This is a genomic window from Hydrocarboniphaga sp. (genome assembly GCF_028291725.1).
In the GTDB taxonomy this organism is placed as follows: domain Bacteria; phylum Pseudomonadota; class Gammaproteobacteria; order Nevskiales; family Nevskiaceae; genus Hydrocarboniphaga.
The window spans coordinates 71,461-97,845 of sequence record NZ_JAQGNT010000026.1 but is presented as its reverse complement, the minus strand read 5'-3'; the positions used below and the strand labels follow the sequence as shown (position 1 = coordinate 97,845).

Sequence of the window (26,385 nt, the reverse complement as noted above, 5' to 3'; positions counted from 1 at the left end):
CAATATGGGGTTCAAAATAGCTGGATCTGGGGCCGGAGCAAGCTCCGGCCACCGGATCAGGCTTCGGCCTTCTCGCCACGGCGATCACCCGGCTTGCCACCACGCGGGGCACGGCGCGGCGGACGCGGACGCTCCTCGCGGGTGACTTCCGGCGGCGCTTCGCGGAACGGCACCGGGTTGGCGGTGCGCGCCTCGATGATCGCGTCGGCGATGCACTGGGTGTAGACCTTGATCGCGCGGGTCGCGTCATCGTTGCCCGGGATCACCACGTCGATGCCCTGCGGATCGTTGTTGCTGTCGACGATGGCGACGACCGGGATGCCGAGCTTGCGGGCTTCGGCGACGGCGATCTTCTCGTAGCCGGTGTCGACGACGAACAGGCAGTCCGGCAGCGTCGGCAGGTTCTTGATGCCGCCGAGGCTCTTGCGCAGCTTGTCGAGCTCACGGGTGGCGAGCAGCTGTTCTTTCTTGGACAGGCGGCCGGTGGTGCCGTCCTCGAGCTGCTTTTCCATCTCGTGCAGGCGCTTGATCGAGCCCTTCACGGTCTTGAAGTTGGTCAGCGTGCCGCCCAGCCAGCGCTGGGAAACGAAGGGCATGCCGCAACGCGCGGCCTCGGCTTCAATGGCTTCACGGGCAGCGCGCTTGGTGCCGACGAACAGAACGCGGCCACCGTTGGCGGCCAGCTTGCCGACGTAGTTGCAGGCGTCCTTCAACATCGGCAGCGTGTGCTCGAGGTTGATGATGTGGATCTTGTTGCGGCTGCCGAAGATGTAGGACTCCATCTTCGGGTTCCAGTAGCGGGTGCGGTGACCGAAATGCACGCCGGCTTCGAGAAGCTGGCGCATGGTGATGCTGGACATGTGAGGCTCCAAAGGACTTGGGTTAATCAAACCGCGCCGTAGTGATAGCTCACCCAAGATCGGCAGCGGATGGGATTATCGGCTTGATTGCGCTGGCAAATCCGTGGATTTACCGGTGCTTTCAGGCTGATTCATTGCTTAAAAAAGCGCGGCTTTATATCATGCCCGGCTCACGGAGACAATCCGGACGGACGTCAGGCGATGGATTCTACAGGCAAGCAGCACTCCGGCATCTCGATCAAGAGTTCGCCCAGCGATATCCAGGGCATGCGCGCAGCCGGCCGTGCCGCGGCCAGCGTGCTGGAGATGATCGCGCCGTACGTCAAACCGGGCGTCACGACCGAGGAGCTGGACCAGCGCTGTCACGATTTCATCGTCAACGAGCTGCAGTGCATCCCCGCCCCGCTCGGCTATGGCGCCGCGCCGGGACGGCCGCCGTTCCCAAAATCGATCTGCACCTCGATCAACCACGTCGTCTGCCACGGCATCCCAGGCCCCAAGGTTCTGAAGCGCGGCGATATCGTCAACGTCGACATTACCGTCATCAAGCAGGGCTGGCACGGCGACACCAGCCAGACCTTCTATGTCGGCGAGCCCGGCATCCTGGCCCGGCGCCTGGTCGAGACCACGCGCGAGGCGATGCTGGAAGGCATCCGCAAGGTGCGCCCCGGCGCCACGCTCGGCGATATTGGCCAGGCGATCCAGAAGTATGCCGAAGCGCGCGGCTTCTCGGTGGTGCGCGAGTACTGTGGTCACGGCATCGGCAAGGTCTTCCATGAAGAGCCGCAGGTGTTGCATTACGGCCGCGCCGGCAGCGGCGCCGTGCTCACAGCCGGCATGTGCTTCACGGTCGAGCCGATGCTCAACGCCGGCCGCCCGGAAACCAAGCTGCTGCCGGACGCCTGGACCGCGGTGACCAAGGATCACTCGCTGTCCGCGCAGTGGGAACACACGGTGCTGGTCACCGACGACGGCGTCGAAATCCTGACCCTGCGCAGCGGCGAGCCGGTCTAAACAGAAGTTCCTCGGCACGAGCGCGCCCCACGACCGCCCGGTCGTGAGACAATCGCCCGTCATTCCCGTGGTTCCAAATCAGCCTCCCGATGGGCGTCGAACTCGATCTAGCAGAAGACGAAGCCGCCGCCGTTTTTTCGGCACGGAAAATCCGTACCCGGCTGCGCGCCGACGGCGTCAAGCCGGTGAGCGCGTTCCGCGAAACCCTGTCCTGGGGGCGCGACCGCCTTTACAGCCTTTTTGACGACGGCGCACCGGCCGACTCGCTGGTGCACGCGCGCGCCCACATCGTCGACGAGGTGCTGCGCGAGGCCTGGCTACGCGTGCTGCCCGAAGCGCCGGCCGGCGTCACTCTGGTGGCGGTCGGCGGCTACGGCCGCGGCGAATTGCTGCCGCATTCGGACATCGACATCCTGCTGCTGCACGTGCCGGGCGCGCTCGAGCAATACCGCGGCGCGCTCGAGCGCTTCACCGCGTTCCTGTGGGACATCGGCCTGGAAGTCGGCCAGAGTGTGCGCAGCGTCGACGAATGCGTCGATGAGGCGGGTAAAGACATCACGGTCATCACCAACCTGATCGAGTCGCGGCTGCTGATCGGCGACGCCAGTCTGTACTCGCAGATGCAGGACGCGCTGACCCCGGACAAGGTCTGGCCGGTCGCCGATTTCTTCCGCGCCAAGCGCGACGAGCAGGCCGCGCGCTATCGCAAGTACGACGACACCGGCTACAAGCTCGAGCCCAACGTCAAGGAAAGCCCCGGCGGCTTGCGCGACATCCACACCGTTGGCTGGGTCGCCAAGCGCCACTTCGGCGCGCAGACGCTGCATGAGCTGCGCGATCGCGGCTTTCTGACCAAGACCGAGTGCGACGAGCTGTTCGCCGGCCAGGATTTTTTGTGGCGCGTGCGCTTTGCGCTGCACATGATCACCGGCCGCCGCGAAGACCGGCTGCTGTTCGACCACCAGATCAAGGTCGCCGCGCTGTTCGGCTATGTCGACGTCGACGGACAGCACCATCCGAACTGGGCCGTCGAGCAGTTCATGCAGCTGTATTACCGCACGATCAAGTCGCTGTCCTGCCTGAACGACATGCTGCTGCAGCTATTCGACGACGCGATCATTCACGGCGACCGGCAGCAGGCGGTTCACCCGCTGAACTCGCGCTTCCAGATTCGCGGCCAGTACATCGAGGCGCGCGACGACGAGCTGTTCCGCAAGCAGCCCGCATCGATGATCGAGATTTTCCTGCTGCTGCAGCAGAACCCGAAGATCGGCGGCGTTTCCGCGCAAACGGTGCGACTGCTGCTGCGCGACAACCGCCTGATCAACGCCGAGGTGCGCAACGACGTGCGCGCCCGCGGCTTCTTCATCGAGATGTTCCGCGAAGGCGCCGGCCTGACGCGCAACCTGCGCCGCATGAATCGCTACGGCGTGCTCGGCCGCTACCTGCCGGCGTTCGGCAAGGTCGTCGGCCTGATGCAGTACGACCTGTTCCATACGCTGACCGTCGACGAACATCTGCTGTATGTGCTGCGCAACCTGCGGCGCATGGCGCTGCCGCGCTTCCAGCACGAACTGCCGTTTTGCAGCGAATTGTTCAAGAAGCTGGCGAAGCCCGAGTTGCTGTACGTCGCCGGCTTCTTCCATGACATGAGCAAGGGCAGCGGCGGTGACCATTCCGAACTCGGCGCGGTCGAGGCGGCCCGGTTCTGCCTGGAACACGGCCTGTCGCACGCCGATGCGGACCTGGTTGCATGGCTGGTGCAGCACCATCTGATGATGTCGCTGACCGCGCAGCGCGCGGATATCAGCGACCCGCAGATCGTCGGCGAATTCGCCAGGAAAGTCGCCCATCGCGACCGGCTCGACTATCTGTTCCTGATGACCGTCGCCGACATTCGCGCGACCAATCCGGCGCTGTGGAACAGCTGGCGCGAGTCCTTGCTGACCGAGCTATACCGGACGACCGCACGCGCGCTGGAGCGCGGGCTGGACAATCCGCTGCGCAGCGACGACATGGCCGCCGAGGCCAAATCGCATGCGCTCGAACTATTGACCGGCAGCGGTATTGCGGCCGCCAAGAGCCAGGAAGTCTGGGCGCGTTTCGAAGACGATTACTTTCTGCGCCACTCACCGGAAGAACTGGCCTGGCATCTGCCGGAAATCGTCAATGCTACGCCGGAAGCCCTGCCGCTGATCCTGGTGCGCCCGATCGATGGTCGCGGCACCACGGTGTTCGTCTATACCCGCGATCGCGACCATCTGTTCGGCCTGTCCACCGGCGTGCTGGCACGCTTGGGGCTCAACATTCTGGATGCACGGATCAATACCACGGCTGACGGCTACACGCTCGACTCCTACGTGGTCATGGAGGGCGACGGCTCGCCAATCACCCAGCCGCACCGCTTCGACGAGATCCGCGACTCACTGCATAAAGTGTTGGCGGATTCGGCGATTTCGATTGTCGACGTCAACCGCCGCATGCCGCAGAGGCTCAAGCATTTCAGCACGCCGACCAACATCAGCTTCAGCCGCGACGTGGTCCGCAACCGCACGATACTCGAGATCGTCACCGCCGACCGCCCCGGCCTGCTGTCATTGATCGGCCGCGTCTTCCACAAGCGCGCGATCCTGCTCGACGCCGCCAAGATCGGCACCATCGGCGAGCGCGCCGAAGACGTGTTTTTCATCACCGATCAGGCCCGCAATCCGATCACCGACAAGATGCTGGAAGAGCTGCGCGAAGTGCTGATCCGCACACTCGACCACGCGATCCCACACTGAACCTAAGGCAAGAACCAGCCAGAATGAATCTGCTCGAATTACGCGTCACCATCGAACACGCCTGGGAGCGCCGCGACGCGCTGGCCCCGACCGACACCGGCGTGCGCCAGGCAGTGCTGGCCGCGATCGATCTGCTCGACAGCGGCCAGGCGCGCGTTGCCGAACCGACGGCCAGCGGCTGGCAGGTCAACGACTGGCTGAAAAAAGCGGTGCTGCTGTTCTTTCGCCTGCACGACAATGTGCCGATCGAGATGGGCGCACTGTCCGGCTACGACAAGGTGCCGCTGAAATTCGAGAACTGGACCGCCGCCGACTTCCGTCAGCTCGGCGTACGCGTGGTACCGCCGGCGGCGGTTCGCAAAGGCGCGCATATCGCGGCCGGCGCAATCCTGATGCCGAGCTACGTGAATATCGGCGCCTATGTCGGAAAGGGCACGATGGTCGATACCTGGGCCACGGTCGGCTCCTGCGCGCAGATCGGTGAGCGCGTGCACTTGTCCGGCGGCGTCGGCATCGGCGGCGTGCTCGAGCCGCTGCAGGCCAGCCCGACGATCATCGAAGACGATTGCTTCATCGGTGCGCGCTCCGAGATCGTCGAAGGCGTGATCGTCGAAAAAGGCGCGGTCATTTCGATGGGCGTGTTCATCGGCCAGAGCACACCGATCTACGATCGCGCGACCGGCGAAATCAGCTACGGCCGCGTACCCGCCGGTGCCGTCGTCGTCGCCGGCTCGCTGCCGAAGGATGGCGGCCGCTATAACCTCAATGCGGCGATCATCGTCAAGCGCGTCGACGCGCAGACCCGCGCGAAAGTCGGCATCAACGCGCTGTTGCGCGACGACTGAGCGATGGCGGAAGCAAGCTCCGGCGAGGGCCCGGTCTTCGACCTGCTGTGCCAGCTGATCGCGCGCAAATCGCTGACACCTGACGATGCCGGCTGCTGCGATCTGCTGGAATCGCGGCTCGCGCCGCTCGGTTTCAGCTTCGAGAGAATCGATGCCGAGGGCGTGACCAATCTGTGGGCGACGCTCGGTAGCGGCGCGCCTCTGATGATTCTCGCCGGCCACACCGACGTGGTGCCGACCGGGCCTTTGGATCAATGGATCAGCGATCCCTTCGTGCCGAGCGTCCGGGAGGGCGTGCTGTACGGTCGCGGCGCCGCCGACATGAAGTCCGGTATTGCCGCGATGGTCTGCGCGGTCGAACGCGTTCTGGCGGCCGGGCCGCTGCGTGGCACCCTCGCCTTCCTGATCACCAGCGACGAAGAAGGCATGGCGCGACATGGCACGCGCCACGTCGTCGACGTGCTGCGCCAACGCGGCGTGAAGCCGGATTACGCGATCGTCGGCGAAGCGTCCTCGAACGAAATCCTGGGTGATCGCATCGTCGTCGGCCGGCGCGGATCGCTGGGCTGCAATCTGCGCGTGCTTGGCAAGCAAGGCCATGTCGCGTACCCGCACAAGGGCGACAACCCGGTGCATCGTCTGATCCCGGCGCTGGCCGAACTGGTCGCGACACAATGGGATAACGGCAACGAGCACTTTCCGCCGACCTCGTTCCAGATTTCAAATTTCCATAGCGGCACCGGCGCGAACAACGTGATTCCGGGTGAAGCGGATGTGGTGTTCAACTTCCGCTACTGCACCGAATCCAGCGCGGAGAGTCTGAAGGCGCGCGTGCATGCCGTGCTGGATCGTCATTGCCCGAGCTATGAAGCCGACTGGTGGCATACCGGCGAGCCCTTCCTGACCTCGCATGGCGAACTGATCGGGGCCGCCGTCGCCAGCATTACCGAACTCACCGGGGGCACGCCCGAATTCTTCACCGGTGGAGGCACGTCGGATGCGCGTTTCATCGCGCCCTGGGGGGCTCAGACCGTCGAGATTGGGCCGATCAACGACAGCATCCACAAGCTCAACGAGCATGTGAAGATCGAAGACTTGGCGGCCCTGAGCCGGATCTATGAAGGAGTGCTGCTCCGCCTGCTCGGCTGACACGATCCGGTCATCAGAGCGCACTAATTTACGCGCTCCGATAATCAGGGTCAGGGGGAGTCGTTCATGCTGAAGTCTCGTATCGCGCTTGCAGCCAGCTTGCTGTTTGGCGCGGCAATCGCAGTTCCGGCGCAAGCCGCCGTCGTTCTTCTCGGCACCGGCAGCATCCCCGGCAATGCGACCGACCAATCCGGCCTGACCGGCTTGCTCGAAGACGGCGTGACACCGAAGAATCAGGTCGGCGGATTCGGCTCCGCCATCACCTACAGCGGCAAGAACAGTCGCTACCTGGCAACCCCGGATCGCGGTCCCGCCGACGGCACCACCAGCTACATCGATCGTCTCTACAAGATCGACATCAAGCTGAAATCCAAAGGCCCCTATGGCCCGAACAGCTATCTGGTCACGCCGACGCTGGCCGGCACTTCGCTGCTGTCGAACAAGGACGGCGAGCAGTACACCGGCTACAACCTGGAGTTCGACGCGACCGGCTCGACCAGCAGCCTGCGCTTCGATCCGGAAGGCATCCGCGTCGACAGCTGCGGCAACAGCGTCTACGTGTCCGATGAATACGGCCCTTACCTGTATCGCTTCACCTTGAACGGCCAGCGGAAAGGCCAACCGATCAAGTTGCCGGCCAAGCTCGGCATCGACCTGCCCTCATCTGACCCGAACGCCGAACTGGCGAACAATGCCTTCGGCCGTCAGGCCAACCGCGGCATGGAAGGCCTGGCGATCAGCCCGGACGGCAACAAGCTGTACGGCCTGATGCAGAACGCGCTGATTCAGGATGGCGCGCTGGATGCCAGCCTCAAGCGCGTGGCGACGAACTCGCGCCTGATCGAACTGAATCAGAGCAGCGGCGAAATCAAGGAGTACTACTACCCGCTCGACAACATCGGCTACGGCCTGAACGAGATCACCGCGGTGAACGATCACCAGTTTCTGGTGATCGAGCGTGACGGCAAGGCCGGTGCCTCGGCCGCGTTCAAGAAGGTCTATCTGATCGACATCGCCGGCGCGACCGATATCCGCGGCATCAAGAGCCTGCCGGCGACCGGCGTCCCGTCCGGCGTCACGCCGGTCAGCAAGACGCTGTTCCTCGACCTGCTGGATCCGGCCTACGGCCTGGCGGGCGCAAGCTTCCCCGAGAAGATCGAAGGCCTGGCATTCGGCCCCGATCTAAGCGGCGGGCAGCACACGCTGATCGTCACCAACGACAACGACTTCGTCACCGCAAACCCGTCGAACTTCTATGTATTCGGCATCGACACGGCCGATCTGCCGGGCTACACGCCGCAGCAGATCTCGTCCTGCGAGTGACTGTGGCCGATCGGGTCTACTGATCGCCAAAAAGCCCGGCACCAGCCGGGCTTTTTTGTGCGTGCCGCAAAGCTCCTGATGCCTTAGGCTGCGCGCTCAGCTAAGCGGAGCGCGCGTGATTCATCCATTCGCCGACGGCGGCCTTTCCTTTGATCCTCCCTTCGGACTGCGCAGCAACTTCGCGCAGACGATTGTGGCAACCAAGCGCCCCGCACATTGGTTGTGGAGGCGACGCGGCGTCGATCTTCGTCCACTGTCGAGGCATCACGTGCTGGATTGCGGCGACGGCATACGGCTGACCGGCCTGCATACGCCACGCGCCGGCGCACTCGGCCTGGTGGTGCTGATCCACGGCTGGGAAGGCAGCCACGAATCCAGCTATCAGTATTCGATGGCCTGTGCTCTGCATCGCGACGGCTACAGTGTGTTCAGGCTGAACCTGCGCGATCACGCCGGCACGCATGATCTGAACGAAGAGATGTTTCATTCGGCGCGGATGGCTGAAGTATTCGGCGCGATCCGCGCAGTGCAGGTGCTCGACGCCGCGCCGGCGCTGTTCGTCGTCGGCTTCTCGCTGGGCGGCAACTTCGCGCTGCGCGTCGGCATGCAGGGGCCCGCCGCCGGCGTGTACCCGAAACTGTCGATCGGCATTTCTCCGGCGATCCATCCGCGGCACACGCTGGAGGCGATCGACAGCGGCCCGCGGATTTTCCACGGCTATTTTCTCGACAAATGGCGGTTAACCATGGATCTGAAATCCGAAGCCTGGCCGGGCCGCTTCGACTTCACGCGTCACCGCGGCTCGAAAAACTTCATCGAAATCACGAAGTTTTTTGTTGAGGATTACAGTGAGTACGAAACGCTCGAAGACTACTTTGAACGCTACACCCTGACGCCCCAGATGCTGATGGACTCGGCCGCGCCGCTTGCGGTGATTACCGCCCGGGATGATAGCGTCATTCCAATCGTCGATTTCGACGGCCTGTACGTTCGCGGTTCAGTACTGGCCTACGACCTGACCGCACATGGCGGCCATTGCGGGTTCATCGAAGACTGGGCACTGAATGCGTGGACCGAGTCCCGTGTGTTGCAGTTGTTGAGACAGGCAGCCTAAGCGCGCTTCAGCGGATTGGAAATGCCCGAGGCAACATGCCCGGTAGGCGCGAACATCGACGCCGAATCGCAGTGGCGCGTCTGGTCGTCGAAGAAGAAATCAGGCTCGAATTCACGCAGGAATTCGCCCTTGTCGAGACCGCCAAGGAACATCGCCTCGTCGACTTCCAGGCCCCATTCCATCAAGGTGCGTACCGCGCGCTCATGCGCCGGCGCGCTGCGTGCGGTGACCAGTGCCGTGCGCAGACGCATCGGCGCCAGGCCTTCGCTGGCCTGCTGCAGACGATGCAGCGCCTGCAGCAGAGGCTGAAACGGCCCTGGCGGCAGCGGCGAGGCCACATGCTCGGTCTCGTGCGCGATGAACGCATTGAGGCCATCACTCTGGAACACGCGTTCGGCTTCGTCGGAGAACAGCACCGCGTCGCCGTCGAAGGCGATGCGCACTTCGTTCGGATATTGCTCGGCCGCGCGTGCCGAATCCGGATAAACCCGCGCCGCCGGCACGCCGGCGTCGAGCGCGTCGCGCACGTCCGCTTCGTTGGCCGAAAGAAACAGCACCGAACCCAGCGGTTTCAGGTAGCGATACGGCGAACGCCCGCGCGTAAACACGCCGCGCTCGATAGACAACTCATGCGCGCGCGCCGAACGGAACACGCGCAGACCCGACACCGGATCGTTGCGCGACAGGATCACCACTTCGACCCGATTGACTTCAGGTGTATTGAACGACAGCAGCTTGCGCACCAGCGGAAACGCGACACCGGGCTTGGCGACTTTGTCGAGCCGCTCCAGCTGCAGACGCATGTATTCGCGGTCGTCGGCACCTTCGAAAACCAGGTTTTCCTCCTCGAAATCGAACAGCGCGCGCGACGACAGCGCGACGACCAGCTTGCCCTGAAGGCTGACGGCCATGGGCTCAGGTGACTCGAGCGCGCTTGAGCGCGTACGACATCACACCCGGTAGAAAGCGCTTGCCCCAGATGATCAGCGCCTCCTTGCCGATCGCGATCTCGTCGCGATTCGACGCGACCGCTTTCCAGATCTTGCGCGCGCACAAGCCCGCATCCATGCCGCGCTGCTGGCCAGCGTCCATCTGACCGTGCGAAGCGCCGCTGCCGGTAATCGCGTTGATCGACACATTGGTCTTGATGTATCCGGGACAGACCGTCGTGAAGCGCACGTTCTCCCGCCACAACTCGGACCGCGCCGCGTCGAAGAAACCCTGCACCGCGTGCTTGGCGGCCGCGTAGCCGGATCGCTGCGGCGTGCCGACGTAGCCGACCACGCTCGATATCGTGACCACGTGACCGCCACCGCGCGCAATCATGCCAGGAAGCACCGACTTGGTCAGCGCGATCGGCGCGAAGAAGTCCAGCTCGAAGATGCGGCGGTAGACATCCATCGACGTCTGCAGCACCGAACTGCGCTGCGAGATGCCGGCATTGTTGACCAGCACGTCGATCGGCCCGAAGAGCGCTTCGGCCCGCACCAGCGCCGCGGCGGGATCGAAGTCGGTCAGATCGATAGGCAGCACCGCGACATTTTTCAGATTCGGGCAAGCCGCGCGTACGCGCTCGAGTTCGGCCTCGCGCCGCGCCGACAGAATCAGCTTCGCATTCTGTTTGCCAGCCTCCAGCGCCAGCGCTTCGCCGATGCCGCTGGAGGCGCCGGTAATCCATACGACCTTACCCGCGATATCGGTCATGTTGCGTCCTTTCCCAAAAAACATCGCCCCCGGTCGGCGCGACAGCGTCGCAGCCGACCGGGGGCGATTGTATTACTACGCTCGTGCTGGCGATCGTGCTGCGATCAGGCGGCCTTTTCCAGCGACTTGTCCCACTTGCCGAGCGCCGCCAGGCCATTCATCTTGGCCCGGTGCAGGTGCGCCGCCTTGCCAGCGTCGGCATTCTTGCCGCCCCAGGCTTTCAGCGCTGCGGCCTGCAGCGCGCGGCCGTAACTGAAGGTCAGGCCCCAGGTAAAGCCGCCGATCTTGTTCATTGCGTCCAGATGCGCCGTGGCGAGTTCGTCGCTCTGGCCACCGGACAGGAACGCGACGCCCGGGACGGCGATCGGCACGCGGCGCTTCAGCAGCTTGAGGGTGCGCTCGGCCACTTCCTGCACGCCGGCCTGAACCGGGCACTTGATGCCGGACACGACCATGTTCGGTTTCAGGATCATGCCCTCCAGCAGCACCCTCTGCAGGTACAGCTCATGGAACACGGCTTCGAGCACGCGATCGGTGACCGACTCGCAGACCTCGACGCTGTTGTCGGCGTCCATCAGCACTTCCGGCTCGACAATCGGCACAATGTCCGCTTCCTGGCACAGCACCGCGTAACGGGCGAGCGCATGCGCGTTGGTGTGGATCGCGTAGTCGCTCGGCGTACCGTCGCCGATCACGATCACCCCGCGCCATTTGGCAAAGCGGGCGCCGGCAGCCTTGTACTTCTGCAGCCGCTGGCGCAGGCCGTCGAGGCCTTCGGTGATGGTTTCATCGAGGCCGGCCCCGAACAGCGGCTTGGCTCCCTGATCGACCTTGATGCCCGGGATCACGCCCTTGGACGCGAGCAGTTCCGGGAACGGAACGCCGGCCATGCTCTTCTGAAACAGGGTTTCCTCGAACAGGATCACGCCCGAGGTGTGCTTCTCGAAATCCGGGGTGGTGAACAACATGTCGCGATACGCCTGGCGATTGGCCTCGACGTTTTCGATACCGATCTTGTCGAAGCGCTTTTTGATGGTACCGGTCGACTCGTCGGCGGCCAGGATGCCACGGCCCGGCGCCACCATGCCGAGCGCGGTTTCGTTCAAAATCTTCTCGTTCACTCAAAACTCCGTGGAAAGCAGCGGATTAGACCCAATATCTGCTTGCGGATTGTAGCGAGGGCGATGGAGGCTTGGCCAGACCCGGCTACTATTCGTCTAGAACGTAAACAAGCGATGCTGTGGGGGCCGCCGCACACACTTGCTGAGCCCGCAATCGCATTGCGCATAAAATTGAGGATCACATCCCTTCATGGAGATCACCCGATCGTCCCCGTTGACGCGGCGGAGTTTTCTTGTCGCGGCGGGCACCGCCGCCGTGGCCGGATGCAGTCAGACGCCGAGCCTGCAACTGGTCAAGGACAGTTTCTCGCTGGTCGGCCCATCAGGCTCGGCGTACCCACGCAGCCGGGCGCAAGTCGAAGCGGCGCCCTATGCCCAACTGGGAGTCCGCATCGGGAATGGCTCGCGGGGCATCATGGTCCTGGCAGAAAAGAGCGGCGATGACCTGCAGTGGCTCTCCGCCAACCGGATCATGCTCGTGACCCGTCACGGGCGCATCGTCAAGACCGTCGGCCTGCCGACCGATCTTTCGGGCTGCGTACTGTTCGGACCGGATCTGCTCGAACAATACAATTTCGCGGCGCCGGCAGCGCCCAGCGGGATGCTCCGTCGCAGCATCGACATCGGTGCGGCGTTCGGTATTCCGGTGCAATCGAAATTCACCGTCGAGGGCGACGAGAGCATCAGCATTCTCGATCAGTCTTTCGACACGCTGCGCATCCGCGAAGACATGGAATCGAGCGACCGCAAATGGCGGCATCCGAATCGCTACTGGCTGAGCAAACGCAGCCCGATGGCGTGGCGCAGCCTGCAACACATCTCGCCGGACATGGCCCCGATCGAGCTCGAAGTATTGAAGCGGCCGGCTTGAACACAACGAACCGGCCTTGATTGCGAAAACCTGATGCCGGCCGAGACGAGCAAAGCTCACTTCAATACGTCGAACCATTCCGAATCGGGGTCGAAACGCCCGGCTTCGTTGAGCCCGTAGAGACTGACACCATCCCGGACTTTCTGGCCACCGTCGCGCGTCAGCGGACGGAAAGCCAGGCTGGCCCCGCGCCGGGTCGAACGTGGGAAGAAGATATCCAGCGGCAGGTAGAGGAAGAAACCCTTATCGAACTTGCCTTCTCCAAAATCTGCTGCCGAAACGTCGGTCCTGGTCGCAAACGCACCGACCACGACACCGCTGGCAAACTGCCTGGACAATTCGACGGTGCTGCCGACATCACGCGCCAGATAACGGCCGACGCTGACATTCAGATGCAGATCGTAGAACGGCAAATCGAAGTAACCCGTCAAATGGCCGGTGACCACGCTGTAATCCTGGAAGCCGAAGCGCTGATCGAAATCGCGCTTGCGCACCCAGTTCGCGTCCAGGCCGATCGCCCACGGCGAATACGGCTTGCTGTACAGAATTTCACCCGCGACGCCACCGTACATTTCTTCAAAAATGCCAGCCGAAAACCGCGCCTTCCAATCGGTCGCCGGCGACCAGATATAGTTGGTCTCCAGCTTCACCAAATTGTTCTCGCCTTGTTTCAGGTACTGGACGATGTCGCTGCGGACATGCGGCAGCGAACTGGTGTCGCGAACCTTCAGTCCATCGAAGTTGTTGTAGATATTGACGCCGACCGAACTTGCAAACGACCACTGCTCCGACAGCGCGAGCGATGCATTGGTACGCCACCACAGCTGGCCGAAGTAGAAGTCGTCCGGACCGCCGACGTGCTGCCTGAGCGCAGGACCCATGCCCCAGGAAAAGTTCGGGTACGGCACCAAGTCCTTGTACTGTGCGTCTTGATAGGCGTCCTCGCGTGGCAGGTCGAGCAGCGCGCTGGCGCGCACCTCTTCCGCACTGCCTTTGAAATCGACGAAGTCCTGCAACTGCTTGCGCAGCAGCGTCACCCGGTAGGTCTCATCCTTGCCGGAGACGTTGACGACGGTAAAGGATTGATATTCGTCTGGCGCCATCGTCGCCAGAGTCTGCCCGACCCGGCCGATGACCCGATGCGGATCGCGCGCGAAGGACTGCGTCATCCACACCGTGATATCCGCTTTCGCCGGATCGGCATCGAGCGCGACCAAGTTGATCTGCTGGCGCTTCAACTCCGAGCGGATGCTCTCGACCGTTGCGGTATCGATCACCGCCGCCTTCTGGATCGGCTCGCCCTTGGCTTTCGCTTCCCCCAGATACGCCGGGGTTGGAGGAGGATCGAATACCTTCGCGGGGCCGCGATTGCGGACAAAGTTGGTGAAGGCCGACAGGCGCAGCATGGCCGTATCGCCACGCTCGACGCCGGCGGATAAATCAACCGAGTCCCAGACTCGCCAGTTGACGGCCGCGTTCAGAGGAAAGTGCACATCCTGGCGGTTGTTGAAGACTTCAGACTGATAATCGTTACCATCATATTCCAGCTTCAAGCTGACACCGTCGATCGGCGTCTGCCATTGGATTCCTCCAAACGGTGATATCTCGGCACCGCTGAAAAAACGGTTGACGGAGATACCACCGGCTCCGTCGTTCGGACGATCTTCGAACCTACCGGATAGCAATCGAAACGGATTGTGCAAGCCCCCACGTGAGCCCAGACGGCCCCAGCCAAGTCCAAAACTGAAATCGAGGTTGTGGTATCGGCGGCTTGCGACCAGATATTCACTCGAGAAAAGCCCGGTGCCGCCAATATCAACTATGCCGAGCGAAATGGCGGGTAGATACTCACCCTCCTCTATCAGCCGGAGCTTGAAATCCACGCCGCGATCTTTGTAGGTCTGATCGCCGCTGAAGTCTTCCGGTCCATATAGCCGATTGCTGATCTCTACGTAACGCAGCTGCGTTTCGAGCCATGGCAATAGCTGCACACCGAGCAAAAGCTGGTTGTACGGCGAAACCAGCGATATTCCTGCCTTGAACTCCCCATCGTCCGACATCCGCGCGGTCGGCGTCTGCAACAGACCGACCGTGCCGAAATCACTCGACGAATAGTCTTCAGTGGCGTCCGAGCTGACCGCCCAGACCACCAAAGTGCCGACCATCAGCAACCCAGCCCATTTGGAAATCTTCAAGGGCTAGTTGTTTCCGATCGTGACCAGGGCGGCCGCTGAAATCGCAAGGCTGGAGAAGATGCTGAGCAGGCGCTCGGACAGCAACAGCCGGTTCAAGGGCGCCGCATTACGCGGAACGATGATCAGGCTGCCCGGTGGTACGTCCTGCTTTTCAAAGTTCCAGGCACTGAGCTTGAGCGGTTTGGCCTCGCCGTTCGGGAACACGATGAAGGCGCGCTTCCTGTCCGCGGCCTGGCCGATACCGCCAGCGTGCTCGATGTAATCCTGGGCCGCGTTGCCGGGCACGAAGATCTGCGAACCCGGATTCAAAACCTGCCCGGCAACACTGACCGAAGACGGTCGCTTCGGAATCAACAGCGCGTCACCCGCCTCCATCAGCACATCCTGCTCCGGCCGCAGACGGAGCACGGCCGGGTCGGCCTGTACGACCACACGTCCTGCCGCCTTGGCGCTCTGCAACCGCTTGATGACGCCGTCGAGAAAAGCGGCGGTCGATGAGACATCACCGTTCAAGGTGCCACTGGTGACCACGGTGACCACCGCTTCCTGCAACTCGTTTGCCGCTCGCTTGTAGGAAGCCTCTTCGGCGTTGCGCGCGCTTTCGCGCGTGAAAACCGCGCCGTAAGGATAGGCGTTGTCGGTCAAGCCGCCCGCCCGCGCGACGATCTGCGACATGGTTTCGCCGCGCATGACGCTGTAAGTCCCAGGGAAGCGTACTTCGCCGATCAGGCGCACGGAGCCGATTTCCTGGTCGAGATAGACCGCGCGAAAGTTGAAAACGTCGCCCGCTGCGATTACATGCTGCGCTGTCGATGCCTGCGCCAAATCGAGTGTTTCGTATCTGGCCTTGCCATTGGACAGTGCATCCGTGTACGAAACGTATTCCACGTTCCGCGGATCGCTCTCGCTGGTCGGGCCGGCAACCGCCTGCATCAGCAATTCGAAGTTGGTTCCATCTGCAACCGGATAGACGCCGGGGCGTGTCACTTCGCCATAGACACCGACGCTCTTGTCCAGCAGATACGGCAGCGCCCGAGGCACTTCCTCGAAAATTTCCGGGCACTCGACACGAGCGCGTGCCATTTTTCGCAGACGCAGACTTTCGGATGACAGCGCGCGAAGGAAGCGCACCGCCCTCTGGCTGTTGACGATCCGCTGCAACTCCACCAGGCCTGCACAGGTTTTTGCGGCAGCGACCGGTTTGCCCTCCAGCGTGGATTCGACGTCACGCGAACTCAGATACGCGATGTCCTCGCGCCCGAACACGATGACGACGTCGTTCGGCTCGAGAACCACCGGCGTACCGGTCGAATTCATTACATTCGACACATTGAACGAAACGAACTCGCGGATACCGGTTTGCTTGTTGGTGCGCTCGATGGCGCCCAGCGGGAGATAAACCTCGGCCTGGATATCCGATTCCCGCACTCCAGCGAGTTCGAGCACCGAACCGAGGTTACGGCTCTCGGTCCACGGATAGCTGCCAGGATACTTGACGTAGCCGGTAACCCGAATCTCGTTGGAAATCTGCCTGGCGATCTTGCGTACCCGCACGACGTCGCCGTCGTGAATCGGAGCCGCCAGATCCGAGGCCTTGGCAATGTCAAAGTTCAGCATCTGGCGTTCGGCGGACGGCGTTACGCGCTCGACCTCGACCGAAGTCTGATCGCTGGAAGCCAGCCGCCCGCCCGCCAGCGCCACGACATCGGCCAGCGAGCGCTCGCCACTCAATTCATAGATCGCGGGGCGTTTTACTTCACCTTCCACGGTGACCCTGGCTGCAACCGGCGGCACGAAAACCACGTCGCCTGGTTGAAGACGAACATCATTGCTGGAATCACCGCCCAGCAAAAAGCGATAGAGATCGAGCGTCTGTACGACCTGCCCCGCCCGCTTGAGCTGAACCCGACGCAGCGAACCCACCGGGCTGACGCCGCCACTGACAAACAAGGCGTGAGTCATCGTCGACAGCGAAGACACTGTGTAAGAACCGGGACGCTTCACGTCGCCGAGCACGAAAACACGCATCGAGCGAAGGCGACCCAGCGTGACGCTCGCCGTAGTACCTATCATTTCCTTGCTGACCCGACCTTCGAGCAAAGCCTGCAGTTCGTCGAAGCGCAGCCCGTTGGTGCTGATCGGCCCGAGTTTCGGGAAATTGACGGTACCGTCGCGTGAAACCAGCAGTGTAAAGGTCTCGTTCTGGTTCCCGAACAGCTGGATCCGGATGTTGTCTCCCGGGCCGATCACGTAGTCGCCGGGTACCGGGATGTCCGTAGCCGGAGCGAAAGTATTCGGCACACCGGAGAACAACTCGTAGCCGAACGGGCGCGCCTTCTTGTACGGCGCTCCGGTCTGGCGCTGATTGAACGATCGCTCCGGCTCACCCTTCCCGGACCCATCCAGACGATCCGCCCGCGAATCCTGCTGCCTCTGATTCCGGGAGTTTGTTGAGCGACCGTCCAAGTCTGACTGCTTTCGCGGATTGGCGAAGGTACCGTCCTGGTCCTGATCGTTGGTATCGCGGCTCTGATACTGCGATCCACGACGCCTGTCGTTACCGCTCAAGGGATAGTCGTAGACGTCGTAGCCGTTTTGATCGCCAGACGGATAGGCCTCGTCTCGGCTCGAATTCGAGCGCAGGATCTGCGGATTCTGCAGCGTCTGGTCCTGGTTGTTGGTGCTGCTGGAAGCGCCATTGCCGAGGCCATTGAGCAGCTGCTGTTTATCTTCCGGGCTGAGTTGCGACAAAACAGAAGGATCGATCAGTGAACTTTGTGCCCATGCGTTGCTGACAGTCACGAACAGCAAGACGCAGTGCAGGCGACAGAGCGAGCGAACAACAGCTCTCATGCGGTAATCCCCGGAGCTAAGCAACAACGAACGTAGATTTCGGCGGGTCGTCAGTATCCGGCAAGCTTGTACAGGTGCCCGAACGAGATCCGCGCGATTCTAAAACAGAAAAAAGGCCAGCATAACGCTGGCCTTTTTTAATCAGCTCGGAGCTATAAGCCCCGTGTCCGCTCTTAGTGGGTAGCGGTTGCGGTGCTGGTAGACGTACTGGTAGAGGTGCTGGTGGAAGTAGAGGTCGACGAATCCGACGCGTCGTCGCCAGCTGCCGCGTTGACCACAACCCCAATCACCGCCGCCGTAGCGGCCGCGATACCGACGGTCAGGCCAACATTGGTGCCGTCTTCAGCGCCGCCGCCGGGAGAACCGGTGGTGCCCTGCTCAGCCGCGAACGCCGTTCCATTGGCGAGCATTCCCAGTACCGCAATAGCCAAAAACTTCTTCATGCCAATCTCCAATATTTCGAACGGTCGCGCGCAAATCAGGTTGATCCTTGAAGCACTCTACTCAAAGCAGGACCAATTGCCAACCCTTGTTTCCTGAACAGAAGTAACGACTTCCTATGCTTAGGCCAGGCTGAACACAATCGGCTTGCAGAGTGTGCCCGCAGGAAAAATTCGCGGTCCGGCACTCTATAATCGTTGCGCCATCGACAATCCGAGCTTTTTCTACGCTGGCACTTCCAGCAGGGGGCTGATCGACGCCGTTTGCCTTAACATTGCGCCACGCGCCCGTAGCTCAGTTGGATAGAGCACTCGCCTTCTAAGCGAGTGGTCGCAGGTTCGAATCCTGCCGGGCGCGCCAGAGTAAAATCGCCGTGAGAACGACCGGTACGAGCGCGATCGACCCGGGGGAAATCAGGCTGTGCGAGGCCATCAGGCTGGCAGGCACACTGGAAATTGGCGGAGAGAGAGGGATTCGAACCCTCGATACGGTTTGACCCGTATACACGCTTTCCAGGCGTGCTCCTTAAACCACTCGGACATCTCTCCGCAGGCAAAACGAGACAGGCATTACCGCGAGGGCCGGGATTATACCGGCCCCTTGAGTCATCTGGCTTGTTATTTTCAGCTTCTGCTCAGGTCTTCGAAGGCGCGGCCGCAGGCGCCGCTGCCGGTGCCGGCATCGGTGGCGGCTTGTCCAGGCAAACCCCTTCACCAGCTTCGTTGCGGACACCAAACGGGACGGTTGCAACCGGCGGCGGCGGAATTCGCAGCGCGGTGGCCGAGTCCGGCAGGCTGAGCCCTTCGACCGGCGTCAGCGGCGGGCGATTTTCGGCGTGCTCGTACTTCTGATCGGCCAGGCAGTAATGATTCGCGGCGCAGCCGCCCAGCATCGAGGCCGCTGCAAGGATCAGCAGGGCGGGAAAGGACCTCATGTATGGACTCCAGCCGCAGTCAAGGCGGCTCCGACAATATCGTGGAAGGATGCATCGAGCGGCACCAGCGGCAGACGGATACCGGCCGGAATGCGGCCCATCTGCTGCAGCGCCCACTTGACGGGAATGGGGTTGGGTTCGACGAACAGATCGCGATGCAGTGGCGCCAGCCGCGCATCGATCTCGGTCGCGCGGGCGGCATCGCCGGCCAGTGCCGCGATACACAGTTCGTGCATCAGGCCGGGTGCGACGTTCGCGGTGACCGAGATGTCGCCGTGAAAGCCGAGCAGGATCGATTCGCAAGCCGTGGCGTCGTCACCCGAATACAGTGCAAAGCCTGCCGGCAGCTTCAGCGCGAGCAGATCACGCGTCCGCGCCATGTCGCCCTTGGCTTCCTTCAGGCCGACGATGCCGGGAACTCCGGACAAGCGGGCAACGGTCGCCGGCAGCATGTCGCAGCCGGTACGGCCGGGCACGTTGTACAGGATCAGCGGCAGGTCGACGGTCTCCGCGATCTTGCGGTAATGGCGGTACAGGCCCTCCTGGGGCGGCTTGTTGTAGTACGGCGTGACCAGTAGCGCGCCATCGGCGCCGCCGGCCTTGGCGGCCGTAGTCAGCTCGATCGCCTCGGTCGTGGAGTTGGCGCCGGTGCCGGCGATGACCGGGACGCGGCCAGCGGCGCGCGCGACGACCCGGCGGATCACGCCTATATGTTCGTCGACGTCCAGCGTCGCCGACTCCCCGGTGGTGCCGACGGCCACGATCGCGTCGGTGCCTTCGGCAATATGCCAGTCGACTAGCGCGTCCAGACTCACGAAGTCGACAGCGCCGGACGCATCCATCGGCGTCACCAATGCAACAAGACTGCCCTTGATCATGGGAAAGCGCGGATGTCGGTTAGGTGGGAGGAAACAGCGGGCCGGAACGGGCCCGGAAAAGCGCGCGAGTATACCCGTAGACGCGTCCTGGCGAACCAGCAGCCGCGCCCTCCCGGACCCGTATGGCAACTGTGACCACGGCCACTAAAACAGGTTCGACTACCGGTTCGACTTTTATGGGTCCGCTGCCTAAACTCGTTCATCCATTCTGATAGCGACACGATGTCCGCCCAAGACAGCCTGCTTTCCATTTCCGTTCTCGCCCGGGCCCGCGCCAATATCCCGCTCGAGCTGTTCCGCGCCATCCGTGAACGGGGCTGTGAGGTCGAAGATTGCCGCATCGCGCCGATCGGCGACCGGCTGGCCGCCAACCTGGTGGTTTCCGGCAACTGGAGCGCACTCGGACGACTGGAAACCGCGCTCCCCGGCATTGCCCAGAAACTCGACCTCCAGGTGCGCTTCGAGCGCTGCGGGCCGCGCGAACAGAATCCGGAATTCCGGCCCTATGCCGCCGACGTGATCGCGCCTCAGCAGCCCGATCTGCTGGTGCATCTGCTGGAGTTCTTCAACAGCCAGGACGTCGAGGTCGCCGAGATCTCGACGCAGAAATACGCCTCCAACTACACCGGCGCCGAGATGTGCAGCGTCCAGATGGTGCTACACGTGCCGGTGAATCAGCACCCGCAGGCGCTGCGCGAGTCGTTCATGGACCTGTGCGACGACCTCAACGCCGACGGCATGCTGGACCCGATCAAAACCTGATCCTAGATCTGAAGAGTTAAAAACAAACAGCCAATGAGCATCAGCCCCGGCGACTCCCTTCCCGACCTGAATCTGCCCGCCAACGGCGGCCGCACCATCAGCATCAAAAAGGAGTTCAAGGGCAAAAAGCTCGTCGTGTACTTCTATCCCAAGGACAACACGCCAGGCTGTACGCTCGAGGGCCAGGACTTTGCGCGGCTCTATCCCGAGTTCACGAAAGCGGGCGCCGACATCGTCGGCGTTTCCAAAGACAGCGTGCGTTCGCACGATAATTTCTGCGCCAAATTCGGCTTCCCGTTCGCGCTGATCGCGGATACCGACGAGGCGCTGTGCACGGCGTTCGGCACCATCGTCGAGAAGACACTCTACGGCCGCAAGTATATGGGCATCGATCGCAGCACCTGGCTGTTCGATGCCAAGGGCAAGCTGGTGAACCAGTGGCGTAGCGTCAAGGTCAAGGGCCATGCGGAAATGGTGCTTGAAGCGGTGAAAGCAGTCTGAGGCAACCCGTGTCGCGCGGTACTTCCGGCGGTCCGCCGCCGCAGTTCTCCATCCTCCTATAGGACCCCGTGAAGAAAAAAATCTTCGTTCTCGATACCAACGTGCTGATGCACGACCCGAGCAGCCTGTTCCGCTTCGAGGAACACGACCTGTTCATACCGATGGTGGTACTGGAAGAACTGGATGGCTTGAAAAAAGGCACGACCGATACGGCCCGCACCGCTCGCCAGGTCAGCCGCCTGCTGGACACCCTGGTCGCCGACAAGGACCACGCGCAAATCGAGAGAGGCCTGTCGATCCCGACCGGCATCCAAAGGCACAACGGCCCCAACGGCGGCCGCCACGGCGAACCCGCCAGCGGCAAATTGTTTTTCCAGACGCAGCCGACGGCGACCTCGCTGCCCGGCATTCTTCCCGGCAACAAACCCGACAACAGCATCCTGCTGACGGCACTGTCGCTTCAGGGTCAGCAACCCGGCCGCAAGGTCACGCTGGTCAGCAAGGACATCAATCTGCGGCTGAAAGCCGCGATCGTCGGCGTCCACACCGAGGATTATCACAACGACCAGGTCCTCGACGATCTGGATCTGTTACCGAGCGGCTACACGCAGTTGTCGGATGATTTCTGGCAGACGCATGGCGACAAGATGGAGAGCTGGCAGGACGAGCGTGGCCGCGCCTGCTACAAGCTGCGGGGGCCTGGGGTCAAGGACTGGCACATCAACCAGTTCCTGTTCATGCCCGACGAGAACGAGCGCGGCCTCGAGCTGATGGTGCAAGCCATCGAGGGCGATACCGCCAAGCTGCGCGTGATACGTGATTACCGCAGTGGCAAAACGCCGGTATGGGGCATCCACGCGAAGAATCGCGAGCAGAATTTCGCGCTCAATCTGCTGCTCGACCCGGAGATCGATTTCGTCACGCTGCTCGGCACTGCCGGCACCGGCAAGACTCTGCTGACGCTCGCAGCCGGCCTGGCACAGGTACTGGACGAGTCGCGCTACCGCGAGATCATCATGACCCGGGTGACCGTACCGCTGGGCGACGACATCGGCTTCCTGCCCGGCACCGAGGAAGAAAAGATGACGCCCTGGATGGGCGCGCTGATGGACAATCTCGAAGTGCTGACCCAGACCAGCAGCGCCGGCGACTGGGAGCGCGCGGCGACCAATGACCTGTTGTCGAAGCGCATCAAGGTGCGCTCGATCAACTTCATGCGCGGCCGCACCTTCCTGAATCGCCTGATCATCATCGACGAGGCGCAGAACCTGACCAGCAAGCAGATGAAGACACTGATCACGCGCTGCGGCCCGGGGTCGAAAATGATCTGCCTGGGGAACCTTGGCCAGATCGATACGCCCTACCTGTCCGAAACCACATCGGGCCTGACCTATGTCGTCGACCGCTTCCGCGGCTGGGCGCACGGCGGCCATGTCACGCTGGCTCGCGGCGAGCGTTCGCGCCTGGCGGCGTATGCATCCGAAGTGCTCTGAGCCGGCACTGGCATGCTGAGCAAACTCAAGGGCATGAAGGACGGCGCGATCGCGCTATTCCTGAAGAGCTTCGTCAATGAACGTCTGTCGAAGTTCGGCGAAGTGCAGGAATGCCAGGTCGACACCGCCAACAGCCGGGTGCAACTCAGGGTGATGCTCAAGGGCGAGAAAGAGCCGATCGATCTCGCCGTGGAGCGCTACGAACTGGAGCGCGTCGGCGACGAGCGCTTCATTCGCTTGAAGTCGTTCTCGTGCACGCGTGAATGGATCGGCGTTGCCTTGAATCATCGGCTGGCAGACAAGCAGTTCAAGCTGCCTGCGGCGGTCGCCGGCCTGCTTTGAGGTGATGAAACGCGGCGGCTGCGATGTCGCCGCGTTTTTGCTGATGCCAATGGCGCGGTTCGCGATCGGTCCTACAGTGCCTCGATCAAGGCCTGATCGATACGCGCGACCGCGACGATCTCGATGTCGAGCTTGGCCGCTTTGCGCGGCCGGTTGGATTCCGGAATGATCGCGCGCTTGAAACCATGCTTGGCCGCTTCCTGCAAGCGCTCCTCGCCGTTCTGCACCGGCCGGATTTCGCCCGCCAGCCCGACTTCACCGAACACCACCGTGTTGTTTGCGACCGGCTTGCCGCGGAAACTCGACAGCGCCGCGAGCAGCAGCGGCAGATCCGCTGCCGGCTCCTGGATGCGCATGCCGCCGACGACGTTGGCGAAAACATCCTGATCCGCCAGCGAGATGCCGCCATGGCGATGCAGCACCGCCAGCAGCATATTGAGCCGATTGCTCTCCAGACCCAGGGTGACTCGCCGCGGACTGCCGCCAAGGCTGGCATCAACCAGCGCCTGTACTTCGACCAGCAGCGGCCGGCTGCCCTGGCGCGTCACCGTGATCACGCTGCCGGGAACCGGCTGATCGTGCCGCGACAGGAACAGCGCCGAGGGATTGCTGACCTCCTTGAGGCCTGCGTCGGTCATCGCGAACACACCGAGCTCGTTGACCGCGCCGAAGCGATTTTTCACCGCGCGCACGATCCGGAACCGGCTGCCGGCGTCGTGCTCGAAATACAACACCGTATCGACCATGTGCTCGAGCACACGGGGGCCCGCGATCGCGCCCTCCTTGGTCACATGGCCGACCAGGATCACCGCAGTGCCGCTGGCCTTGGCATGCCGCACCAGGCGCGCCGCGCATTCGCGCAGCTGGGATACCGAACCCGGCGCCGAATCCAGCGCATCGGTATACAGCGTCTGGATCGAATCGATCACCACCAGCCCGGGTTTGTGACGAGTCAGCTGATCCAGGATGCGTTCGACGCCGGTTTCGGCCAGTACCGGCAGATCCAGGCGAGGCAAGCCGAGCCGGCTGGCGCGCAGGCGCACCTGCGACAAGGATTCTTCGCCGGTCACATACAGCGTGTCGAGCCGCCCTTCGAGCGCGGCGAGCACCTGCAACAGCAACGTGGATTTGCCGATACCCGGATCGCCGCCGATCAGAATCACGGCGCCGGGGACGATGCCGCCGCCGAGTACGCGATCCATTTCCGGCAGCCCGGAGGCGACGCGCGGCGCGTCTTCGGTCTCGACTTCGTGCAGCCGCTCGATCCGGGTTTCGCCGGCAATCGCGGCGCGCCGGTCCGGCGTCGCATGGTCGCCCACAGTCTCGACCAAAGTGTTCCAGGCGCCGCAGTCGGCGCACTGGCCCGCCCATTTCGGCGCCTCTGCGCCACAGGTCTGGCAGACGTAACGAATCAGCCGTTTATTTGCTAGTTTTGCCATGCGCAGCAGTATGAAGGCTCGCCGTCAGCGATGCTCGAGAAGCAGTGACTGTGAGTCGAGTCCTGGTTGATACAGGCGCTCCCCTGTCGCTACGCGCGCGCTGCTAATAGACTCCCCGCATGGGATTGCACAATAAGGTGGCCACCTGCCTCGCCACCAATGTCGGCCGGGTCAGGACCAACAACGAGGACTCCCTGGCCGAAGATCGCGAGCTGGGCCTGCTAGTGCTGGCCGATGGAATGGGTGGTTACAACGCCGGCGAAGTCGCCAGCGCGATCGCGACGACGACCGTTGTCGAGATCGTCAGACGCGATTGGAACGGCACAGAGAATCCGGCAGAGGTCGCGAATCTACTGAAGTCAGCCGTGCAGACGGCGCACGAACGCATTCGCGCACGGGCAGCGGCCGATCCCGAATGCGCCGGCATGGGCACGACCGCGATCGCCTGCGTGTTGAATAGAGATCAGCTGGCGATCGCTCATGTCGGCGACTCGCGGGTATACCGCTGGCGCCAGCGGGCGCTGAACCAGCTGACGCAGGACCATTCATTGCTGGAGGAACTAATCGCCCGCGGACACTACACGCGCGAGGACGCCAATCGGCTCGTACGCAAGAACATCGTCACGCGGGCACTGGGAGTCGAGGAAGACATCAGCGTCGATCTGATCGACGATCGACTCGAAATAGGAGACCTGCTGCTGCTGTGTTCCGACGGTTTGACCGACATGCTGGACGACTCGGCCATTGCCGTGATTCTGGGCTCGCCCAGGGTCGAGTTGCAGTCGATCGCAAGAGCCCTGATCGAAGCCGCTCTGACCGCCGGCGGCCGCGACAACGTGTCGGTCGCACTGGCCCGCGTCGATCAGATAGAAGGTTCCGGAAGTTGGAGCGGCCGCCTGCGCAAATGGTGGCAGGCGGGCTAGACCGAAAAACCGCAGCGGTCGGTCAGTAAGCGCCGCTGCCGGTCAGCACTACTTTGACCGTCTTCAACAGAATGGAAAAATCCAGCAAAAGGCTCTTGTTGCGCGAGTAGTAGACGTCCATTGCTACCCGGCGACGGTAGCAGGCGTCGCTGCGACCGGTCACCTGCCACAGGCCAGTCAGACCGGGTTTTGAACCAAGATAGATACCCAGATTGCGGCCGTAGAGACGCAATTCGTCACGCACGATCGGGCGCGGCCCCACCAGGCTCATATCCCCGCGCAGTACGTTCCAGATCTGTGGCAACTCGTCCAGACTGGTCTTCCGAAGGAAGCGCCCGATCGGGGTGACACGCGGATCGTTGCGGAGCTTGCGAATCTCTTGCCATTCCGCCGCCAGGGCGTCGTCCGAATTCAAAAGCTCTTCGAGCCGCTCATCGGCGTTCGGGACCATCGTCCGGAACTTGTAGCAACGAAAGCTGCGGCCATTGAGGCCGACGCGCTCATGTGGGAAAAACACCGGCCCACCGCTGCGACGCACTGCCAGCACGATGCATAGGATGATCGGCGCAAAAACCAGCGCCAGGATCAGAGATCCGAGCCAATCGAAGCTGCGCTTGAACCGGTCGTGCAGCCCGCGTGATGGCAGACGGTCAGTCCGTCCCCATTCGCGGGCATCGTGAATCCAGGCTTCATCAGACGCAGCTGCCAATGGGAGGGCCAGCTCGCCGTCAAAGTCGGCTTCTGCCATTCTTGAAATACCCTTGCTCGGAATAGGGCATCGCTAGTCGCGACGCATTTTTAAGCGATGCCACCAACAACAATCGCGCCCGAACCCAATTA

23 protein-coding genes and 2 tRNA genes are annotated in these 26,385 nt (G+C 62.5%); 13 read left to right on the top strand and 12 right to left on the bottom strand.

The genetic code is table 11. The features are described from left to right. Positions 1 to 56: 56 nt before the first annotated feature. The gene (gene rpsB / locus JWQ90_RS07170) at positions 57 to 860 is read right to left on the bottom strand and encodes a 30S ribosomal protein S2 (RefSeq protein ID WP_299691349.1); all 804 of its coding nucleotides are present in this window, start codon (positions 858 to 860) and stop codon (positions 57 to 59) included. 201 nt (positions 861 to 1,061) lie between these two features. On the opposite strand from rpsB, the gene map reads away from it, so the two are divergent. The 6 genes from map (at position 1,062) to JWQ90_RS07140 (ending at position 9,088) form a co-directional block, all read left to right on the top strand. After that, a complete protein-coding gene (map, locus tag JWQ90_RS07165) occupies positions 1,062 to 1,874 on the top strand; it encodes a type I methionyl aminopeptidase (RefSeq protein ID WP_299691346.1) in 813 nt (270 codons plus the stop codon). Positions 1,875 to 1,963: 89 nt separating this feature from the next. Further along, positions 1,964 to 4,657 (top strand): [protein-PII] uridylyltransferase, encoded by a 2,694-nt coding sequence (gene glnD, locus JWQ90_RS07160; RefSeq protein ID WP_299691343.1) that lies wholly within the window; start codon positions 1,964 to 1,966, stop codon positions 4,655 to 4,657. Between the two features lie 29 nt (positions 4,658 to 4,686). Continuing rightward, positions 4,687 to 5,502: a 2,3,4,5-tetrahydropyridine-2,6-dicarboxylate N-succinyltransferase gene (gene dapD / locus JWQ90_RS07155; protein WP_366919458.1), complete on the top strand. Its 816-nt coding sequence runs from the start codon at positions 4,687 to 4,689 to the stop codon at positions 5,500 to 5,502. Between the two features lie 3 nt (positions 5,503 to 5,505). Continuing rightward, positions 5,506 to 6,651 carry a succinyl-diaminopimelate desuccinylase gene (dapE, locus tag JWQ90_RS07150; protein ID WP_299691337.1) on the top strand — a complete coding sequence of 382 codons (1,146 nt, stop codon included), beginning with the start codon at positions 5,506 to 5,508 and terminating at the stop codon, positions 6,649 to 6,651. Between the two features lie 66 nt (positions 6,652 to 6,717). After that, the gene (locus JWQ90_RS07145; protein ID WP_299691334.1) at positions 6,718 to 7,974 is read left to right on the top strand and encodes an esterase-like activity of phytase family protein; all 1,257 of its coding nucleotides are present in this window, start codon (positions 6,718 to 6,720) and stop codon (positions 7,972 to 7,974) included. Between the two features lie 115 nt (positions 7,975 to 8,089). Then, the gene (locus JWQ90_RS07140; RefSeq protein ID WP_299691331.1) at positions 8,090 to 9,088 is read left to right on the top strand and encodes an alpha/beta fold hydrolase; all 999 of its coding nucleotides are present in this window, start codon (positions 8,090 to 8,092) and stop codon (positions 9,086 to 9,088) included. Here JWQ90_RS07140 and JWQ90_RS07135 read toward each other — a convergent pair. The 3 genes from JWQ90_RS07135 to JWQ90_RS07125 form a co-directional block, all read right to left on the bottom strand. Further along, positions 9,085 to 9,999, bottom strand: a complete 915-nt coding sequence (locus JWQ90_RS07135; protein WP_299691328.1) for a 5'-nucleotidase — start codon at positions 9,997 to 9,999, stop codon at positions 9,085 to 9,087. The two genes, JWQ90_RS07140 and JWQ90_RS07135, sit on opposite strands and share 4 nt — an antisense overlap. A gap of 4 nt (positions 10,000 to 10,003) precedes the next feature. Next, positions 10,004 to 10,792 (bottom strand): SDR family oxidoreductase, encoded by a 789-nt coding sequence (locus tag JWQ90_RS07130; RefSeq protein WP_299691325.1) that lies wholly within the window; start codon positions 10,790 to 10,792, stop codon positions 10,004 to 10,006. Between the two features lie 104 nt (positions 10,793 to 10,896). Continuing rightward, positions 10,897 to 11,913 carry a class I fructose-bisphosphate aldolase gene (locus tag JWQ90_RS07125; RefSeq protein ID WP_299691322.1) on the bottom strand — a complete coding sequence of 339 codons (1,017 nt, stop codon included), beginning with the start codon at positions 11,911 to 11,913 and terminating at the stop codon, positions 10,897 to 10,899. 190 nt (positions 11,914 to 12,103) lie between these two features. On the opposite strand from JWQ90_RS07125, the gene JWQ90_RS07120 reads away from it, so the two are divergent. Beyond that, on the top strand, positions 12,104 to 12,784 hold the full coding sequence (locus JWQ90_RS07120; RefSeq protein ID WP_299691319.1) for a YjbF family lipoprotein: 681 nt from the start codon (positions 12,104 to 12,106) through the stop codon (positions 12,782 to 12,784). A 56-nt stretch (positions 12,785 to 12,840) separates the two neighbouring features. On the opposite strand, the gene JWQ90_RS07115 is transcribed toward JWQ90_RS07120, so the two are convergent. The 3 genes from JWQ90_RS07115 to JWQ90_RS07105 all read right to left on the bottom strand — a co-directional run bounded on the left by JWQ90_RS07115 (position 12,841) and on the right by JWQ90_RS07105 (position 18,275). Continuing rightward, positions 12,841 to 14,979: a YjbH domain-containing protein gene (locus tag JWQ90_RS07115; protein WP_299691316.1), complete on the bottom strand. Its 2,139-nt coding sequence runs from the start codon at positions 14,977 to 14,979 to the stop codon at positions 12,841 to 12,843. Positions 14,980 to 14,982: 3 nt separating this feature from the next. Next, positions 14,983 to 17,730 (bottom strand): SLBB domain-containing protein, encoded by a 2,748-nt coding sequence (locus JWQ90_RS07110; RefSeq protein WP_299691314.1) that lies wholly within the window; start codon positions 17,728 to 17,730, stop codon positions 14,983 to 14,985. A 275-nt stretch (positions 17,731 to 18,005) separates the two neighbouring features. Next, positions 18,006 to 18,275 carry a hypothetical protein gene (locus tag JWQ90_RS07105; protein ID WP_299691311.1) on the bottom strand — a complete coding sequence of 90 codons (270 nt, stop codon included), beginning with the start codon at positions 18,273 to 18,275 and terminating at the stop codon, positions 18,006 to 18,008. Positions 18,276 to 18,556: 281 nt separating this feature from the next. On the opposite strand from JWQ90_RS07105, the gene JWQ90_RS07100 reads away from it, so the two are divergent. After that, positions 18,557 to 18,633: transfer RNA gene (locus JWQ90_RS07100), tRNA-Arg, on the top strand. A 96-nt stretch (positions 18,634 to 18,729) separates the two neighbouring features. On the opposite strand, the gene JWQ90_RS07095 is transcribed toward JWQ90_RS07100, so the two are convergent. The 3 genes from JWQ90_RS07095 to dapA form a co-directional block, all read right to left on the bottom strand. Further along, a tRNA-Ser gene (locus JWQ90_RS07095) sits at positions 18,730 to 18,821 on the bottom strand. An 86-nt stretch (positions 18,822 to 18,907) separates the two neighbouring features. Next, positions 18,908 to 19,207: a hypothetical protein gene (locus tag JWQ90_RS07090; protein ID WP_299691308.1), complete on the bottom strand. Its 300-nt coding sequence runs from the start codon at positions 19,205 to 19,207 to the stop codon at positions 18,908 to 18,910. Beyond that, positions 19,204 to 20,085, bottom strand: a complete 882-nt coding sequence (dapA, locus tag JWQ90_RS07085) for a 4-hydroxy-tetrahydrodipicolinate synthase (protein WP_299691305.1) — start codon at positions 20,083 to 20,085, stop codon at positions 19,204 to 19,206. Before dapA ends, JWQ90_RS07090 begins: the two co-directional genes overlap by 4 nt. A 222-nt stretch (positions 20,086 to 20,307) precedes the next feature. Here dapA and JWQ90_RS07080 point away from each other — a divergent pair, with 222 nt between their 5' ends. The 4 genes from JWQ90_RS07080 (at position 20,308) to JWQ90_RS07065 (ending at position 23,183) form a co-directional block, all read left to right on the top strand. Further along, positions 20,308 to 20,847: an ACT domain-containing protein gene (locus tag JWQ90_RS07080; RefSeq protein ID WP_299691302.1), complete on the top strand. Its 540-nt coding sequence runs from the start codon at positions 20,308 to 20,310 to the stop codon at positions 20,845 to 20,847. 33 nt (positions 20,848 to 20,880) lie between these two features. Then, positions 20,881 to 21,348, top strand: a complete 468-nt coding sequence (locus JWQ90_RS07075) for a peroxiredoxin (protein ID WP_299691299.1) — start codon at positions 20,881 to 20,883, stop codon at positions 21,346 to 21,348. Between the two features lie 107 nt (positions 21,349 to 21,455). Further along, the gene (locus JWQ90_RS07070; RefSeq protein ID WP_366919457.1) at positions 21,456 to 22,841 is read left to right on the top strand and encodes a PhoH family protein; all 1,386 of its coding nucleotides are present in this window, start codon (positions 21,456 to 21,458) and stop codon (positions 22,839 to 22,841) included. 12 nt (positions 22,842 to 22,853) lie between these two features. Further along, on the top strand, positions 22,854 to 23,183 hold the full coding sequence (locus JWQ90_RS07065) for a hypothetical protein (RefSeq protein WP_299691293.1): 330 nt from the start codon (positions 22,854 to 22,856) through the stop codon (positions 23,181 to 23,183). A gap of 71 nt (positions 23,184 to 23,254) precedes the next feature. On the opposite strand, the gene radA is transcribed toward JWQ90_RS07065, so the two are convergent. Then, entirely contained in the window at positions 23,255 to 24,622 is a 1,368-nt protein-coding gene (gene radA / locus JWQ90_RS07060) for a DNA repair protein RadA (RefSeq protein WP_299691289.1), read from the bottom strand. Between the two features lie 119 nt (positions 24,623 to 24,741). Here radA and JWQ90_RS07055 point away from each other — a divergent pair, with 119 nt between their 5' ends. Next, positions 24,742 to 25,545 (top strand): Stp1/IreP family PP2C-type Ser/Thr phosphatase, encoded by an 804-nt coding sequence (locus JWQ90_RS07055; protein ID WP_299691286.1) that lies wholly within the window; start codon positions 24,742 to 24,744, stop codon positions 25,543 to 25,545. 22 nt (positions 25,546 to 25,567) lie between these two features. Here the strand turns inward: JWQ90_RS07055 and JWQ90_RS07050 are convergent, their stop codons facing one another. Continuing rightward, positions 25,568 to 26,293: a sugar transferase gene (locus tag JWQ90_RS07050; protein WP_299691283.1), complete on the bottom strand. Its 726-nt coding sequence runs from the start codon at positions 26,291 to 26,293 to the stop codon at positions 25,568 to 25,570. Between the last annotated feature and the right edge of the window lie 92 nt (positions 26,294 to 26,385).

Coding starts and splice junctions, on each gene's coding strand:
- JWQ90_RS07090 (WP_299691308.1), bottom strand. CDS start 19,207: ATGAGGTCCTTTCCCGCCCTGCTGATCCTTGCAGCGGCCTCGATGCTG.
- JWQ90_RS07070 (WP_366919457.1), top strand. CDS start 21,456: ATGCACGACCCGAGCAGCCTGTTCCGCTTCGAGGAACACGACCTGTTC.
- JWQ90_RS07055 (WP_299691286.1), top strand. CDS start 24,742: ATGGGATTGCACAATAAGGTGGCCACCTGCCTCGCCACCAATGTCGGC.
- radA (WP_299691289.1), bottom strand. CDS start 24,622: ATGGCAAAACTAGCAAATAAACGGCTGATTCGTTACGTCTGCCAGACC.
- JWQ90_RS07135 (WP_299691328.1), bottom strand. CDS start 9,999: ATGGCCGTCAGCCTTCAGGGCAAGCTGGTCGTCGCGCTGTCGTCGCGC.
- JWQ90_RS07145 (WP_299691334.1), top strand. CDS start 6,718: ATGCTGAAGTCTCGTATCGCGCTTGCAGCCAGCTTGCTGTTTGGCGCG.
- glnD (WP_299691343.1), top strand. CDS start 1,964: ATGGGCGTCGAACTCGATCTAGCAGAAGACGAAGCCGCCGCCGTTTTT.
- JWQ90_RS07075 (WP_299691299.1), top strand. CDS start 20,881: ATGAGCATCAGCCCCGGCGACTCCCTTCCCGACCTGAATCTGCCCGCC.
- JWQ90_RS07080 (WP_299691302.1), top strand. CDS start 20,308: ATGTCCGCCCAAGACAGCCTGCTTTCCATTTCCGTTCTCGCCCGGGCC.
- JWQ90_RS07120 (WP_299691319.1), top strand. CDS start 12,104: ATGGAGATCACCCGATCGTCCCCGTTGACGCGGCGGAGTTTTCTTGTC.
- map (WP_299691346.1), top strand. CDS start 1,062: ATGGATTCTACAGGCAAGCAGCACTCCGGCATCTCGATCAAGAGTTCG.
- JWQ90_RS07050 (WP_299691283.1), bottom strand. CDS start 26,293: ATGGCAGAAGCCGACTTTGACGGCGAGCTGGCCCTCCCATTGGCAGCT.
- dapA (WP_299691305.1), bottom strand. CDS start 20,085: ATGATCAAGGGCAGTCTTGTTGCATTGGTGACGCCGATGGATGCGTCC.
- JWQ90_RS07065 (WP_299691293.1), top strand. CDS start 22,854: ATGCTGAGCAAACTCAAGGGCATGAAGGACGGCGCGATCGCGCTATTC.
- JWQ90_RS07130 (WP_299691325.1), bottom strand. CDS start 10,792: ATGACCGATATCGCGGGTAAGGTCGTATGGATTACCGGCGCCTCCAGC.
- dapE (WP_299691337.1), top strand. CDS start 5,506: ATGGCGGAAGCAAGCTCCGGCGAGGGCCCGGTCTTCGACCTGCTGTGC.
- rpsB (WP_299691349.1), bottom strand. CDS start 860: ATGTCCAGCATCACCATGCGCCAGCTTCTCGAAGCCGGCGTGCATTTC.
- JWQ90_RS07105 (WP_299691311.1), bottom strand. CDS start 18,275: ATGAAGAAGTTTTTGGCTATTGCGGTACTGGGAATGCTCGCCAATGGA.